Raw genomic sequence first — 14,832 nt, 5'->3', positions numbered from 1 at the left:
TCCCGCTGTCGGCGTTCCGTGACCCCGCGGCGGCGAGCGGTCCGGCCGACGTGTGGAATCACTTGGTGCGCTTCACCTTCTGTAAACGTGACGACACGCTCGACGAGGCGATCAAGCGGCTGGCCGCACTGAAAGACGCCGGTTAGCCGGCCGTTCCCATCACGCGCTTACGCAGACCCTCCAGCGCGGCGTGCAGGATTTTCTTGCGGGCCCGGGCGATCCAGAACTCCGGTAGCGGCGCCCACGGTTCGACGGTGATGGTGAAGCGCACCCTGGTCTTGTCCACGCCCAGCCGGCTCAGGTTGTACTCGCCGTGCTGACCGTGCTGCTGCGCCGTCTTCCGGGCGTCCCACACCATCCAGTCTGGGCCCCAATGGTATTCGAGCAATTCCGTGTCGTGGATGCCGGTCACCGAGATCGTGACCTTCACGTGGTGGGGGCGGCCGTCGGGATGCTTGTCGACGACCTCGACCCGCTTGTGGACCGACGACCACGAGGGCACGGCATCCATATCGGCGAGCGCCTCCATGATGACTTCCGGAGGCGCGTCGATGATGATTTCCGACGATGCTTGAACGGCCACTACCACTAAGTTAACGCCAGCGCAGCCACCGGCGAAGGCTATTCGGTCCCGGGGGACTCCCTGTCGCCCGAGACCAGGTCGCGCAATCCCTTCATGGAGGCGTCGAGAACGCTCTCGGCGGCCCGTCGAACGATGAACGCGGGCATGGGCCGGCCGGGTTCGACGGTGATGTCGAAACGCACCCGAGTCTGGTCGATCCCTTCGGGTTTGAGGGTGTATTCGACGTGCTGCCCATGCTGCTGCGAGGTTCCCGTGGCGTCGTAGACGACCCAATCGGGACCCCAGTGATATTCCAGGACCTCCTTATCGACCAGCCCGAGAATCTTGATGGTGGTCTTGACATGGTGCGGCCGGCCGTCGGGATAACGGTCGATCACTTCGATGTGTTTGTGCAGCGGCGACCACGATGACAGGACGCCGACATCTGTCAGCGCCTCCATGACCACTTCTGGCGGCGCGTTGACGACGAATTCCCGTGATGCTTTTACGGCCACTGAAGATCAACTTAGCAACGCCGATCCCGCTGCGGACGGATTCGGCGTAACCAGTTCCCTACCAGTTGATTTCGGCAAGCGGTGTGGTTTTCGCCGGCGGCGGTCCGACCGGTCCGGCCGGGGTCCGCGAAAAGCGTGGGGCGGGCGCGGCCTGGTCGGCGCCATGGGCGGTGATCACAGTGGACCGCGCCCGCAAGTGCTCGTCGGTGGCGGCCTCGCTCCACGTCAGCACTGCGGTGACGCACGCGTCGGTGCCGGCGAACGTCTGTGCCCACTCGTCGCGCGTGCGCCCGGCGAACCGCCGGGTGAAGATCTCGCGCATCCGCGGATAGGAAGCTTTGTCGTGTTGGGCCGGCACGTCATCGGGTGACAGGCCAAGCCCATCGAGCAACGCCGCGAAGAATTGCGGCTCGATGGCGCCGACGGCCACGTACTTACCGTCGGCGGTCTCGTAGCAGCTATAGAACGGGGCGCCACCGTCGAGCAGAAACGATTCGCGCCGGTCGCGCAGTGCCCCAGTGGACTTCATGGTCCACATCATCTGGGACAGCAGGCTGACACCGTCGACCATCGCCGCGTCGATCACCTGCCCGGTGCCCGTGCGTTCGCGTTCGTAGAGGGCGGCCGCGATGCCGATCACCACCAGCATCGAGCCGCCGCCGAAGTCGGCGACCAGGTTCAGCGGCGGCATCGGGGGCCGGTCGGCATATCCCAGCGCCGACAGCGCACCGGTCTGCGCCAGGTAGTTGATGTCATGCCCGGCGGTCGCGGCCAGCGGCCCGTCCTGGCCCCAGCCGGTCATCCGGGCGTAGATCAGCCGCGGGTTGAGCGCCGCGCAGTCGTCGGGCCCGATGCCGAGCCGCTCGCAGGTTCCGAGACGGAAGCAGTCCAGCAGCACGTCGGCCTTGGCGGCCAGGCCCAGCAGCGCCTGCGGCTGCGCCTTGACGTCCAGGTCGACGATCCGCTTGCCGCGATGCAGCAGATCACGACCCTCGGCTGGCATCGCGATCGCCACGCCGCCGGGCCGGCGCACCCGCACCACGTCGGCACCCAGGTCGGCGAGCAGCATTCCCGCGTGCGGCCCGGGCCCGATGCCGCCGAGTTCGATGACGCGCACCCCCGCCAGCGGCCCGCCACCGCCCACGGCGGCTAGTTACCCTTCTTCACCTGGAGCACCCGCTCGCGCAGCGCCTTGGTCGCCGAATCGATAGTTCCCTTCACGGCACGCTTGAGCACGAAGCCCGGCAGCGGCACGTTCGGGTCGGCCAGCAACTCGAACTTGACCAGGGTCCCCTCGCCCTGCGGCACCAGGGTGTACTTTCCGTCCTGCGCCTTCTGCTGCGAGGAGCTGACCAGCTTCCAGCTCACCACGTTGTCGCCCCAGGTGTAGGCCACCACCTGTTCATCGGTGATCCCGGCGACCTTGACCTTCATCCGCACTTGGCGGGGGCGCCCGTCGTCGCCGGTGTCGAGGATCTCCGCACTCTGATGCGGCTCCGACCAGTCGGGCATCGCTTCGAAGTCGGCGATGACGTCCAGAATCTCCTCGGGACTGGCTTCGATGACGATGTCGCGGGATTCTTTGAGTGCCATGGCCCGCACGATACTGGCACCGCGTCTCACCCGGAACGGATTGAACTTCGAGCGTACCGTCGTGCCTGTGACTGATGCCGCGACCGATACCGCATACACCGTCGGTGACTACCTGTTGGACCGTCTCGCCGAGCTCGGCGTCTCGGAGATCTTCGGTGTTCCCGGCGATTACAACCTGGAATTCCTCGACCACATCATCGCCCATCCCCGCATCCGCTGGGTCGGCAACGCCAACGAGCTCAACGCTGGCTACGCCGCCGACGGATATGGTCGCCTGCGCGGAATGTCGGCTTTGGTAACGACATTCGGCGTCGGCGAGCTCTCGGCGGCCAACGCGATCGCGGGCAGCTACGCCGAACAGGTACCCGTCGTGCACATCGTCGGCGGCCCGTCCAAGGACGCCCAGGGCACCCGCCGGGCGCTGCACCATTCGCTCGGCGACGGGGACTTCGAGCACTTCTTTCGGGTCAGCCGCGAAATCACCTGCGCCCAAACTAATCTCATGCCCGCGACGGCCCGCCGCGAGATCGACCGGGTGTTGTCGGAGGTGCGTGAGCAGAAACGCCCCGGCTACATCCTGCTGTCCACCGACGTGGCGCGCTTCCCCACCGAGCCGCCGGAGGCGCCGTTGCCCCGCTACACCGGGGGCACCAGTCCCCGCGCGCTGGCCATGTTCGTCGAGGCGGCGAGCGCACTCATCGGCGACCACCAGGTCACGGTGCTCGCCGACCTGCTGGTGCACCGGCTGCAGGCGATCAAGGAACTCGAGGCGCTGCTGGCCGCCGACGTGGTGCCGCACGCCACGTTGATGTGGGGCAAGAGCCTGCTCGACGAGAGCTCACCCAACTTCCTGGGCATCTACGCCGGGTCGGCCAGCGCGCCGGCGGTGCGCGCCGCGATCGAGGACGCGCCCGTGCTGGTGACCGCCGGCGTCGTGTTCACCGACATGGTCAGCGGCTTCTTCAGCCAGCGCATCGACCCGGCCCGGACCATCGATGTGGGCCAGTATCAGAGCAGCGTGGCCGGGGAAGTCTTCGCGCCGTTGGAAATGGGCGCCGCGCTCGACGCGCTGGCCACCATCGTGGCCCGGCGCGGGGTCTCGTCGCCGCCGGTGGTCTCGCCGCCCGCCGAGCCGCTGCCGCCGCCCCCGCCCCGCGACGAACCGCTGACCCAGAAGATGTTGTGGGACCGCCTGTGTGTGGCCCTCACACCGGGCAACGTGGTGCTCGCCGACCAGGGCACCTCCTTCTACGGCATGGCCGACCACCGGCTGCCGCAGGGCGTGACGTTCATCGGTCAACCACTATGGGGCTCAATCGGTTACACGTTGCCCGCCGCGCTCGGGGCGGCCGTGGCGCACCCGGACCGCAGGACGGTGTTGATCATCGGCGACGGCGCGGCGCAACTGACCGTCCAGGAGCTGGGCGCCTTTTCGCGCGAGGGCCTGACCCCCGTCATCGTGGTGGTCAACAACGACGGCTACACGATCGAGCGGGCGATCCACGGCCAGACCGCGCCCTATAACGACATCGTGAGCTGGCAGTGGACGGACGTTCCCCGGGCGCTGGGCGTCACCGACCACTTGTCGTTCCGGGTGCAGACCTACGGCGAGCTCGACGACGCCCTGACCGCAGCGGCGCAGCACCAGGACCGCATGGTGTTCGTCGAGGTGATACTGCCACGGCTCGAAATCCCCAACCTGCTCGTCGACCTCGTCCGACCGACGTCACCGGACGGCAGCCCCCGGCGCTGACGCCCTAGCGCGAGTTCGGGGTTCGCTCCGGGCTGGACGAGCGCAGGATGGCCTGCACCGTGCGCCGGCAGCGACCGCAGTCGGCGCCCGCCCCACAGGCCTGGGCGACTTCCTTGGTCGTCGACGCCCCGCATTCCACGGCCTCGGTCACGGTTTGGCTGGTGACGCCGTTACACAGGCATACGAACACCGGCGAGCCCTCAGTCCGCCCCGATGCGCATCATGTCGAAGAATCGGCCGACGAACAGCGGCGGGTAGGCACCGATGCCCGCGCCCGACATCCATTGCGCCGCGGCATCGGGGTGGTCGATCCAGCGCCGCGCGCTTTCCTCGTCGGGAAACTCCTGCAGGATCAGCACCTCGTGATCGTCGTCGAAAGCCTGGAATACCCACGTCTTTCGGATTCCGGCGGTGGTGAATCTGTCTATCGCCGTGCCGACTTCGGAGGTCAGCAGGGACACGTCGTTGACCGACGCGATGGCGGCCACCACGACGCCCGGTGCCGCAGGGGTTTTCGGTGGCTGCGCGATGAACCTGTCGACGATCTCGCCGGCGAAGACCGCGGGTATGTCCTCGACGCCGGCCTCGTCGAACCAGTCGAAGAAGACCCGGGAGCGCAACAGCTCCACGATCGGCTCCCTGCTGTGGACGCCGATCATCACCAACACCCGCCCGTGGTCATGTGTCGAGGTGTAGACGAGCACATGGTGCGCACCGATGTCGGCCAGGGCGGCCTTATTGCGTTCCAGCAGCGGCCATACCCTGGTCGGGTCGGGGACGCGATAATCCGACGCGATCACCATCGAATGAATGTCGCCGTTGTTCACCGCAGTTGGTCCTTCATCACTTTCCCTGTGGCGTTGAGTGGAAGTGAATCAAGGAACTCTACCGCGCGCGGCACTTTGAACCCGGCCATCCGGTCCCGGCACCAGCCGATCAGCTCTTCGGCGCTGACATCGGCGTTACGGACCACGAAAGCCTTGCCCACCTGGCCCATCCGCTCATCGGGGACACCGATGACGGCCGCCTGCGCGACGGCCGGGTGGCTGAGCAGGAAGCCCTCGATCTCGGCCGGGTAGGCGTTGAATCCACCGACGATGAACATGTCCTTTTTCCGGCCGACGATGCGCAGCCGACCGGCCTCGGTGAATTCCCCCAGATCCCCGGTGTGCAGCCACCCCTCGCCGTCGATCGCTTGGGCGGTGGCCTCCGGTTCGTCGAGGTACCCCTGCATGACTCCGTAGCCGCGGACCAGCACTTCGCCGTCGTGGGCGATGCGCACCTCGACCCCGTCGCACGGCACGCCCGCGGTGGTGGCCACATCCTCGAAGGAGTCGCCGGGCAGCGAAAGGGTGACGTTGCCGGCTTCGGTCAGGCCGTAACCCGTCATCAACGTCTGGAAGGGCAGCTCGTCGTGGATGCGCCGCACCAGCTCGACGGGAATGTCGGCGGCGCCGGTCACCCCCGCACGCAACGACGACAGCTTGGACTTGTCCCCCACCGTCAGCAACGAGTGATACAGCGTTGGCGGTCCGGGAAGCATTGTAATGTGTTCGCGTTCAATGAGATTCACGACGGTGTCGACGTCGAACACCGCGACGGGCAGCATCGTCGCACCGCGCAGGAAAGAGGTCACCAGGCCGGCCTTGAGCCCGAAGGTGTGAAAGTACGGGTTGATCTGGAGATAGCGGTCGCCCTCGCGCAGGTCCGCGAGCGTCGCCCACTCCTCGTACATGCGCAGCGTCTGGCCGTGATTCAGCATTGCGCCCTTGGGGCGCCCGGTGGTGCCCGAGGTGAAGATGATGTCCGAGGTATCGGTGCCGCGCACCGGACGCTCGAACGGTGAACCGCTGGACAGGAAGTCGGACTTCAGGTCGATGACCGGCACCCCGGCGGGGGCGGTGTAATCCTGGTTCAGAAAGCCCTTCTGGACCAGGACCGCCTTCACCTTGCTGCGGCCGATGATGTCACCGGCCTCTTCGGTCTTGAACCGGGTATTGACCGGGACGAGCACACCGCCCGCGGTGAGCAACCCGAACGCGGCGATGATCCACTCGGCCGAATTCGGTGCCCAGATCGCGACCCGGTCGCCCTTTTCGATGCCGAGGTCAGCGAAAGCGCCTGCGGCGCAACGAATTCGCTCGACGACTTCGGCGAAAGTCAAACGCAGCGGACCGTCGACGACTGCTTCCGCATCGCCGAAGCGGTCCGCTGCGCTCAAGACCATCTCCGGGATGGTCTGCCATGCCTGGTTTGGCCGGCCGGTCACACCGTGACGAGCCGACCGAGGTTGCCGCCCATGATCTTGGCCTGGTCGTCAACGGACAGGTGCGACAGCGCGTTGACGTAGTACGTCGGCTCCGCCAGGCCCTCCGGGTGCGGCCAGTCCGAGCCGTACAAGACCTGATCCACACCGACGAGGCTGATCAGGTCGTCGATGCCGTCCTCGAAGAACGGGCTGACGTGGATCCGGTTCTTGACCGTCTCGACGGGGTCGCTGGGGAAGGCCTCCGGGGCCTTCCGGAAGACCTCGGCCAGGCCGTCGAGCAGCGGGGTCATCCACTTCGAACCGGCCTCGACGATCGCGACCTTCAGCTTCGGGTGGCGGTAGAGCGCGCCGTGGATCACCCACGAGCCCACCGCATCCTGGATCGGCCGCCATTCGTTGAGAATGTTCATCGCATTCGTCTGGAACGGCAGCATTTCCTGTTCGGCGCCGTCCCACTCGGAGGTGTAGCGCGAGTAGCCGCTGTCGCTGGAGTGCATGCCGACCAGCACGTCGTGCTCGACGACCCTTTCCCAGAATGGGTCGAACTCGGGCACCGCGAACGACCGCGGGCCGCGGAAGCCGGGGACGGGAGCCGGGCGGATCAAAATGGCGCGGGCGCCGCGCTTGACCGCCCACTCCAGTTCCTCGATCGCCTTCTCCACGATCGGCAGCGTGATGACCGGCGTGGTGAAGATGCGGTTCTGGTAGTTGAAGCCCCATACCTCGTCGAGCCACTCGTTCAACGCGTGAACCAGGACGTGGATGGCGACGGGGTCGTCGCGCAGCCGCTCCTCGAGCAGGCTGGCCAGCGTCGGGAACATCAGCGTGCGGTCCAGGCCCAGCTCGTTCATCTTCTCCAGCCGCGGGCCGGGTTCGAAGAACGCCGGTATCGCGCGCATCGGCTCGCCGAACAGTTCGCGCTTGGATTTGCCGTCCGGGTTACCGAACTTGAAGTACTCCTCCCAGGCACCCGGCCGGGCGACGACCTCGAAGGTCGGGTTGGGAATGTAGTTGCTGATTTGGCCGCGGATGGCGATCTTCGTCCGCCCGTTGACCTGCACGTACTGGACATAGTCCTTGTACGCCTTGGGCAAGAACTTGGTCAGCGCTTCCGGCGGCTCGTACAGATGGTTATCCGCGTCAAAGATCGGAAACGGGACGTCTTCCCGGTGCGACAACTGCCCCATGAAATCCTCCTTCTTGATTTGTGAGAATACTATTCTCTACAGGCGCCTAACCGCAACGTGCCCCCGCCGAACCGCTGTTCGACGAGGTCAGCACGACACGTAGATCTTGTAGGTGGCGGTGGCCGGTTCCCCGGGCTTGTCGGTCTTGTAGCCGTTGGCGGTGCCGCTGACGGTGAATTTGTCGCCCGTCATGCTCATGTCGCCGGTCCCGTCGCCGCCCCGGGAGTACATCCCGGTGAAGCCGCCCACATTCTGGATGTGCACCGACTCGACCGTCGCCGGTTGCGCGCTCTCGTCGACGATGAGCTTGGCGCCGGCAAAATCGCTACCGATGTCGATGGTCCGGGTCCATTCGCGTTGACCGCACTTGACGATATGAAAATTCCGGTCGTTGCCGTTGACGGTGACGGATGCCGTGCCGGCGAGTTGGGTCGGCGGTCGCGACGTGCACGCCGCGACCAAGGTAATGGTCAGGACCGCAGTGGCGGCCGCGATGGGACTCCGCACCGAGTCACCTCAATTCTCGCCGGCGAAAGTTCTTGGGCTGCAGCGATGATGTTATTCTCGCGAAAAGAGAATGCCAATATCGGGTTCTTGCCGAGGAGCGATAACAAGAACATGGTGGACCTGGAGATCGACGACGGGTTGGCCGTGGTCACCATCGACCGCCCGCACGCGCGCAACGCCATTGGCCTGGACACCATGGACCAGCTGGAGAAGGCGCTCGACGCGGCGGCGGATGCGCAGGCGCTGGTGATCAAGGGCGCCGGGGACAAGGCCTTCGTCTCCGGCGGTGACCTCAAGGAACTGAGCGCGCTGCGGACCGAGGAGGACGCCGCGGCGATGGCCCGGCGGATGCGGTCCATCTGCGACCAGCTGGCGGACTTCCCCGCCCCCGTCATCGCCGCGCTCAACGGTCACGCGCTCGGGGGCGGCGCCGAAGTCGCGGTCGCCGCCGACATCCGGGTGGCCGCCGACGACATCAAGATCGCCTTCAACCAGGTGCAGCTGGAGATCATGCCGGCCTGGGGCGGAGCCGAGCGGCTGGCCGCGCTGGTCGGAAAGAGCAAGGCGCTGCTGTTGGCCGGTTCGGGAACCGCCCTCGGCGCGGCCGAGGCCGAGCGGATCGGCCTGGTGGACCAGGTGCTGCCCCGCGCCGTCTTCGACTCACCCGACGAAGGATGGCGAGCGGTCGCGAGGTCGCTGGCCCGCCGCCCGGCGACGGAGATAAAGCGCGTAATCCGCGGAGTTTCTCCTGATGAGGCGATAGCATCCTTTGCGCGACTATGGGTTGCCGACCCACACTGGCAGGCCGCAGAACGGGTCATGAACCGCAACACCAAACCGCGCCCGGCAGCCGGAGGAGCGTCATGACCATGAACTTGAAGACGGTGCTGGGCGTCGGCCCCGCCATCTCGTTGGCCTGTCTGTTGGCCGCGGCGGGAGTGCTGGCGGGAAGCGTGCGGGCACACGCCGATGACCCCGTCATGCATCACGTCAGGTACACCGTCACCGCGCAGAATCCGATTTACACCAGCATCTATTACCTGGACCATCAGCCGGCCAAGTTTTCCGATTACAGCCACAACCCCTATTCGTTCACGCCACACGTCGACGTCGACCTCGCCCCGGGCAAACCGTGGGGCTTCGATCTGGACATGTCGGACCCCGATCATTACGCCATGGTCGTGGCGAGCACGGGCACGGAGCCCGGCACGCCGGGGCTTCACTGTGAGCTGGCGGTAGACGGCGCCGTCGTCGTATCCAAGGACGGCCCCAAAGGCGTGCTCTGCTCGCTGCGTAACTGGTGAACCAGCCAGGTCTCCGGCACACCCTCGATCGGTTGCGGTTCGCCTTCCAGGCGGCGCAGGTAGTTTTCGACCAGCTCCACCGTCTCGGCATGGCCGGCGGACATGCCGATCGCCTGCTCGAGCACCAGAAAGCGCGAGAGGCTGCTCATCAGCACCGTCCACACCACCGGGGGGATGTCGATGTCCTGGCCCTCGTCTTGAATCCTGGAGCCGTAGCGCTCCAGCGCCGTCGCCACCGCTTGGCGCTGTTCTTCGCGGAAACGCTCTGCGTAATAAGCGATTTCGGCCCGCATGTCCTTGCGGTGGTTGGCCAGCGCCATGAATTCCATGGAAATCCGGGTGAAGGCGGGGTCGGTGCCGAATCGCCACAGCGCCCACAGCGGCTGTGGCAACTTCAGCATTTGCGCGTGCGCCTCAAGGGCCTCTTCGGCCCGGCGGCGGAACACCTCGAGGAACAGCTCTTCCATGGTGCGGAAGTAGTAGTGCACCAGCTGGGGTTTCAATCCCGCCCGGCCCGCCAGCCGGCGCGACGTCACCGCGGCATACCCCTCTTCGAGCATCAGCTGCTCGGCAGCATCGAGCAACAGACCACGGTTTTTCGCGTCCGGCGCCCCGATCCTGCGGGCCGATGTCATGTCCCTGCTCCGTACTGTGTGCCATCCCGTGCCGACCACACGGATCGTATCGTGGCGCGGCGTTGCGATCTTGACCCTGACATTACCGCCATGCTAAGCAGGTGCTCAGCATATTTTCGATCTCGTAATCACGCGGCGATACCGCTTGCCCCGGTACACCACCGGTTAACCCAGCCCAGGGGGACGCACTGAAGATGAGCAACTTCGAGACGATTGACTTCTTCACCGATCCGACTTTGGTCCCGGATCCGCATCCGTACTTCGACTACCTGCGGAGCCAAAACCCCGTGCTGCGGCTGCCGCACTACGGCGTCGTCGCCGTCACCGGCTATGACGAGGCCTGCGAGATCTACAAGGACCCCGACACCTTCTCCAACATCGTCGCGCTCGGGGGGCCGTTCCCGCCGCTGCCCTTCACGCCCGAAGGCGACGACATCAGCGCCCAGATCGATGCGCACCGCAGCTCCTTCCCGATGAACGAGCACATGGTCACGATGGACCCGCCGGATCACACCAAGGCCCGGTCGGTGCTCGCCAAGCTGCTGACCCCGAGCCGGCTCAAGCAGAACGAGGAGTTCATGTGGCGCCTCGCCGACCGTCAGCTCGACGAGTTCCTCGGCATCGGTGAGTGCGAGTTCATCGCCGAATACTCCAAGCCGTTCGCCACTTTGGTGATCGCCGACCTGCTCGGGGTGCCGGAGGAAGACCACAAGGAGTTCCGCACCGTCCTGGGCGCCGACCGGCCGGGCGCGCGGGTGGGCGCGCTGGACCACGAATCGGTGGGCATCAACCCCCTCGAGTGGCTCGACGACAAGTTCTGTCACTACATCGAGGATCGGCGCCGTGAGCCGCGCGGCGACGTGCTGACCTTCCTGGCCGAAGCGAAGTACCCGGACGGGTCGACGCCCCCGGTGATAGAGGTGGTCCGCTCGGCGACCTTCCTCTTCGCCGCGGGGCAGGAAACCACGGCCAAGCTGCTCAGCGCCGCCCTGCAGGTGCTCGGTGACCGGCCCGACATCCAGCAACAGTTGCGGGATGACCGCAGCCTGATTCCCGGGTTCATCGAGGAGTCGCTGCGCATGGACAGCCCGGTGAAGAGCGACTCACGCCTGGCCCGCAAGGCCACCAGCATCGGCGGTGTCGACATCCCCGCCGGCACCGTGGTCATGATCCTGCCGGGCGCCGCCAACCGCGACCCGCGCCGATTCGACAACCCGCACGAATTCGACCTGCGCCGCAAGAACGTTCGCGAACACATGGCGTTCGCCCGCGGTGTGCACTCGTGTCCCGGCGGTCCGCTCGCCCGCGTCGAGGGCCGTGTCTCGATCGAGCGGATCCTGGACCGCATGCCGCACATCGAAATCAACGAAGCCCATCACGGGCCGGCCACCGAGCGCCGCTACAGCTACGAGCCGACGTACATCCTGCGGGGCCTCAGCGAACTGCACCTGACGTTCACCACCGCCGACGCGGTCGCGCCGGTCGCCTAGGGGTTCGACGCTCGCGAGCGCTACCGGACCTGCAGTCCCACGAAGTAACTGCCGAGCAAGACCACCGCGATCAGCACCACCCACGCGTCGGTGAGTCGGCACAGCAGGACCGGGGCGTCTCGCACCTCCATGAACTCGCGAAAGATGATGCGCACCTTGACCAGTGCGATGACGATGACGCTCGACGTGACCACGGCGCTGGACTTCAGCAATCCGCCGGCGGAGTGGTCGATCCCCAGATAGGCCAGCGTCAACGCGGCCAGGATCACCCAGACCAACAACAGCCTCTTGTTGAGTTTCACTGGGCTCACCTCACCACGTAGAGCAGCGCAAAGATCAGCACCCACAGGAAATCGATGGTGTGCCAATAGGTTGCGCAGGTTTCGACAAGGTTTTGGTCCCGCCGCGCCGGGCTCAGAAGTTGGTAGACGATGACGCCGAGCACGACGAAGCCGATCAGCAGGTGCACGAAGTGGATGCCGGTGAGGAAGAAATAGAACATGAAGAAGTCGTTGCTGTCGATGCCGTTTCCGGCGTGGACCAGTCGCGCCCACTCGAGCACCTTGAACGACAGGAAGACTGCGCCGAATGCGGCCGTGATGAAGACATCCCGGAGCGCCGGCCGGTAGGCGCCGGCGCGCGCCGACTGCACACACCGCGCCACCGACCATGAGCTGAGCAACAACACCAATGTGTTCAAGACCCCGACGCGCAGGTCGAGCTGAGCCTGTGAATGCAGGAACAGCTCGGGGTTGCGGCCGCGGGAGAACAGGTAGAAGCCGAAATACGCGGTGAACACCAGGGTTTCGAACAGGACGAACGCCCACATGTCGGGCTGGCCCGGCACAGCCCTCGCGCGCGCCGGCTTGCCGGCCAGGCCGGTCACTGCGCCACCGGACCCTTGGCCGGCAGGTCCGGCAGCACGCCGGTCCCGAAGTCTTCGCGGCGGATCATCTGGAACAGCATGACGATGAACGTGACCTGGTAGATGCCGAACACCACCATATCGAGCCACCACGCGATCTCGCCATCCCACGCGAACACGCCGCGCCGGAAGATCCAGCACGGCGCCACGACCACCTCGGTCAGCGCGTTGCACAGGTTGAGATAGCCGAACCACTTGGGAAATACCCGATTCTTGTCGAGCAGGATCGCCACCATCCAGATGAGCGAGCCGATCAGAAACACCCCCATCGTTCCGTCAAAAGACAGGAACGCGAAGTCATACAGCCAGCCGATCACCCGGGGATCGCGGTCCGGTCGCAGCGTGCCGACGATCAGCGCGATGTTGAGCAGCAGCATGCCGGGTACCGCGCTGAGCGAGTAGATGAGCAGATACGAGTAAGCGAACGCCCGGCTGACCGACATGCGCCGCATCGAATAGGCGATGAGGGCGTTGTTGACCGCGATCATGCCGCTGATGGCGAAGATGACGCCGAAGCCGACGGGTATGCCGAGGCGACGTTCGGCGAACCAGTGGACCTGTGTCGCGAGATCCCAGGTGGGTTCCGGCGGCGGCTGGACCTGCGCCACGATGAAGAACATGGGGAAGAAGAGGCCGTAGAACACCATGAGCACCCCCCACGCCAGCCACAGCTCTCGCTTGGGGTCGCGGCGCAGGTGCCAGCCGATCCGGTGATGCAGCGGGCCCGCGGGCGGCGTGGCCGGGGACGGCGGCGGTGTGATCACCGCGCTCATGCGGTAGCCAATTCCGTTGGGCAATCACGGCTTTCGGCCCGCTCGCGATAAACGGCTCGACCCAGGACAACACCCATCACGATGATCCACAGGGCAATGGCGGCGTTTTTCACCCAGAACGAGAGCAAGCCGTCCCACGCCAGCGGGCCGGTCAACGCCACGCCGACGAAGGACGCCGGCGTCAGCGCGGCCGCCACCAGCAGGTTGAAGTGGGCCACCCAGCGGTTGAACACCGGGCGCGACTTGTCATCGAAATAGATTGCCAGGGCCAGGATTACGCACTGCCCGATGAAGAACGGGACCAGAATGGTGAAGGTGATCCAGCCGAGATCGTTGAGCAGCTGGGTCAACTCGGGGCTGCGCTCCGGTCGAAAGGCGGCCAGCAGCCAGCAGACGTTGGCAACGAGAAACAACGTCGGACCACCGGCCGCGCACCCGAGCATCGCGTAGGAAAAGATCGGCGTCCGATGCGCCATGCGGCGAATCTGCAGCACGATCAGGGCCAGGATCGGCACGAGGCACACGCCGAACCAATTGAACAGGATCATGCTGGAACGGATCTGGGGGATATGCGCCGGATCGCGGTAGAACGCGGCCACCTGTTCGGCCGGCATGGTGGGTGACATCGGCGGGTTGAACCCTGGAAACAGGAAGAAGGACGCGATCCACAGGATCAGCGCCGCGGGCAATGTCCAGAGCAGAATCAGCTCGCCATCGGTCCGCCGCGCGGCGGTTCGCACCGATTGGCTACCGCCCCCGTCGTTTCCGCCGACGTCGGACATCGGCACTCCTTCCCCGCACGAAATCGCCGCCGAAACCCGGCTGTGAGCGAAGCTAGCCGATCGGCTAGCCAGGGTCAATAGCGTCGTCTAGTCTCGGTGCGTGGGAACAGCGCGGCAGCCGGACACCGGTGAGCAATTCTGGCTCATCGAGCACAGTCCTGCCCGGACACGGGTACTCGATGCCGCGCTGGATCTGATCGCCAACCACGGCGTCAGCGGTACGTCATTGCAGATGATCGCCGACGCCGTCGGTATCACGAAAGCTGCTGTCTACCACCAATTCCGGACCAAAGAGCAGATCGTGATCGCCGTGACCGAGCGCGAACTCGGCCGGCTCGAGCCCGCGCTGGAGGCGGCCGAAGCGTACGACGACGGGCCCCAGGCGCGAGATGCGTTGCTGGTGGGCGTGATCGAGATGGCCGTTCGGGACCGCCGACTGGTGCGCACGCTGCAATTCGATCCCGTCGTCGTCCGGCTGCTGGCCGAGCACAAGCCGTTTCAACATTTCATGGACCGTCTGTATCGGGTGCTGCTGAG

Annotated in this window: 19 protein-coding genes and 1 pseudogene; 6 read left to right on the top strand and 14 right to left on the bottom strand. The window is 65.8% G+C overall.

All coding sequences use genetic code 11. The annotated features are described in order from the left end of the window. A pseudogene (locus A5646_RS29060) lies at positions 1-146 on the top strand (aminotransferase); the annotation flags it as partial. Here the strand turns inward: A5646_RS29060 and A5646_RS17975 are convergent. Genes A5646_RS17975 through A5646_RS17960 form a run of 4 tightly spaced genes read right to left on the bottom strand, consistent with a single transcriptional unit; the run spans position 143 to position 2,670 of the window. Then, a complete protein-coding gene (locus tag A5646_RS17975; RefSeq protein ID WP_066864249.1) occupies positions 143-583 on the bottom strand; it encodes an SRPBCC family protein in 441 nt (146 codons plus the stop codon). The pseudogene A5646_RS29060 and the gene A5646_RS17975 overlap by 4 nt on opposite strands. 38 nt (positions 584-621) lie before the next feature. After that, entirely contained in the window at positions 622-1,077 is a 456-nt protein-coding gene (locus tag A5646_RS17970) for an SRPBCC family protein (RefSeq protein ID WP_066864252.1), read from the bottom strand. A 58-nt stretch (positions 1,078-1,135) separates the two neighbouring features. Then, complete coding sequence (locus A5646_RS17965) at positions 1,136-2,221, bottom strand: CaiB/BaiF CoA-transferase family protein (RefSeq protein ID WP_067023100.1); 1,086 nt, start codon at positions 2,219-2,221, stop codon at positions 1,136-1,138. Between the two features lie 5 nt (positions 2,222-2,226). Next, the gene (locus A5646_RS17960; RefSeq protein WP_066864255.1) at positions 2,227-2,670 is read right to left on the bottom strand and encodes an SRPBCC family protein; all 444 of its coding nucleotides are present in this window, start codon (positions 2,668-2,670) and stop codon (positions 2,227-2,229) included. Positions 2,671-2,737: 67 nt separating this feature from the next. On the opposite strand from A5646_RS17960, the gene A5646_RS17955 reads away from it, so the two are divergent. Then, positions 2,738-4,423, top strand: coding sequence for an alpha-keto acid decarboxylase family protein (locus A5646_RS17955; RefSeq protein ID WP_067023107.1), 1,686 nt, complete (start codon positions 2,738-2,740; stop codon positions 4,421-4,423). Between the two features lie 4 nt (positions 4,424-4,427). Here the strand turns inward: A5646_RS17955 and A5646_RS17950 are convergent, their stop codons facing one another. The 5 genes from A5646_RS17950 to A5646_RS17930 form a co-directional block, all read right to left on the bottom strand. Beyond that, positions 4,428-4,613: a bacterioferritin-associated ferredoxin gene (locus A5646_RS17950; protein WP_066880519.1), complete on the bottom strand. Its 186-nt coding sequence runs from the start codon at positions 4,611-4,613 to the stop codon at positions 4,428-4,430. A 10-nt stretch (positions 4,614-4,623) separates the two neighbouring features. After that, positions 4,624-5,250, bottom strand: coding sequence for a fatty-acid--CoA ligase (locus A5646_RS17945; protein WP_066864258.1), 627 nt, complete (start codon positions 5,248-5,250; stop codon positions 4,624-4,626). After that, the gene (locus tag A5646_RS17940) at positions 5,247-6,650 is read right to left on the bottom strand and encodes a FadD3 family acyl-CoA ligase (RefSeq protein ID WP_067023103.1); all 1,404 of its coding nucleotides are present in this window, start codon (positions 6,648-6,650) and stop codon (positions 5,247-5,249) included. The genes A5646_RS17945 and A5646_RS17940 overlap by 4 nt, the downstream gene beginning before the upstream one ends. A gap of 38 nt (positions 6,651-6,688) precedes the next feature. Then, positions 6,689-7,879, bottom strand: a complete 1,191-nt coding sequence (locus A5646_RS17935) for an amidohydrolase family protein (protein WP_066864260.1) — start codon at positions 7,877-7,879, stop codon at positions 6,689-6,691. An 87-nt stretch (positions 7,880-7,966) separates the two neighbouring features. Then, positions 7,967-8,386, bottom strand: a complete 420-nt coding sequence (locus tag A5646_RS17930; RefSeq protein ID WP_066864263.1) for a lipoprotein LpqH — start codon at positions 8,384-8,386, stop codon at positions 7,967-7,969. A 111-nt stretch (positions 8,387-8,497) separates the two neighbouring features. On the opposite strand from A5646_RS17930, the gene A5646_RS17925 reads away from it, so the two are divergent. Both A5646_RS17925 and A5646_RS17920 read left to right on the top strand, forming a co-directional pair. Next, on the top strand, positions 8,498-9,253 hold the full coding sequence (locus A5646_RS17925) for an enoyl-CoA hydratase/isomerase family protein (protein WP_067023097.1): 756 nt from the start codon (positions 8,498-8,500) through the stop codon (positions 9,251-9,253). A gap of 71 nt (positions 9,254-9,324) precedes the next feature. Then, positions 9,325-9,690 (top strand): hypothetical protein, encoded by a 366-nt coding sequence (locus A5646_RS17920; protein ID WP_082984773.1) that lies wholly within the window; start codon positions 9,325-9,327, stop codon positions 9,688-9,690. On the opposite strand, the gene A5646_RS17915 is transcribed toward A5646_RS17920, so the two are convergent. After that, the gene (locus tag A5646_RS17915) at positions 9,606-10,325 is read right to left on the bottom strand and encodes a TetR/AcrR family transcriptional regulator (RefSeq protein WP_066864271.1); all 720 of its coding nucleotides are present in this window, start codon (positions 10,323-10,325) and stop codon (positions 9,606-9,608) included. The two genes, A5646_RS17920 and A5646_RS17915, sit on opposite strands and share 85 nt — an antisense overlap. A 194-nt stretch (positions 10,326-10,519) precedes the next feature. On the opposite strand from A5646_RS17915, the gene A5646_RS17910 reads away from it, so the two are divergent. Continuing rightward, the gene (locus A5646_RS17910) at positions 10,520-11,815 is read left to right on the top strand and encodes a cytochrome P450 (protein ID WP_066864275.1); all 1,296 of its coding nucleotides are present in this window, start codon (positions 10,520-10,522) and stop codon (positions 11,813-11,815) included. Between the two features lie 20 nt (positions 11,816-11,835). Here A5646_RS17910 and A5646_RS17905 read toward each other — a convergent pair whose 3' ends face one another. From A5646_RS17905 to A5646_RS17890, 4 genes are read right to left on the bottom strand one after another with little or no spacing between them, the layout of a single operon-like run. Further along, positions 11,836-12,117: a cytochrome C oxidase subunit IV family protein gene (locus A5646_RS17905; RefSeq protein WP_066864277.1), complete on the bottom strand. Its 282-nt coding sequence runs from the start codon at positions 12,115-12,117 to the stop codon at positions 11,836-11,838. Between the two features lie 5 nt (positions 12,118-12,122). Beyond that, on the bottom strand, positions 12,123-12,701 hold the full coding sequence (locus A5646_RS17900; protein WP_066864279.1) for a cytochrome c oxidase subunit 3 family protein: 579 nt from the start codon (positions 12,699-12,701) through the stop codon (positions 12,123-12,125). Beyond that, the gene (locus A5646_RS17895) at positions 12,698-13,513 is read right to left on the bottom strand and encodes a hypothetical protein (protein ID WP_066880513.1); all 816 of its coding nucleotides are present in this window, start codon (positions 13,511-13,513) and stop codon (positions 12,698-12,700) included. The genes A5646_RS17900 and A5646_RS17895 overlap by 4 nt, the downstream gene beginning before the upstream one ends. Continuing rightward, positions 13,510-14,295, bottom strand: coding sequence for a hypothetical protein (locus tag A5646_RS17890; RefSeq protein WP_067023092.1), 786 nt, complete (start codon positions 14,293-14,295; stop codon positions 13,510-13,512). The genes A5646_RS17895 and A5646_RS17890 overlap by 4 nt, the downstream gene beginning before the upstream one ends. 100 nt (positions 14,296-14,395) lie before the next feature. Between A5646_RS17890 and A5646_RS17885 the strand changes: the two genes are divergently transcribed. Further along, positions 14,396-14,832, top strand: a 437-nt coding sequence (locus tag A5646_RS17885; protein ID WP_067023089.1) for a TetR/AcrR family transcriptional regulator, incomplete at its 3' end; no start/stop codon positions are given.

The organism is Mycobacterium sp. 1245499.0 (assembly GCF_001673615.1).
Classification (GTDB): domain Bacteria; phylum Actinomycetota; class Actinomycetes; order Mycobacteriales; family Mycobacteriaceae; genus Mycobacterium; species Mycobacterium europaeum_A.
This window is presented reverse-complemented; position numbering and strand designations above follow the sequence as displayed.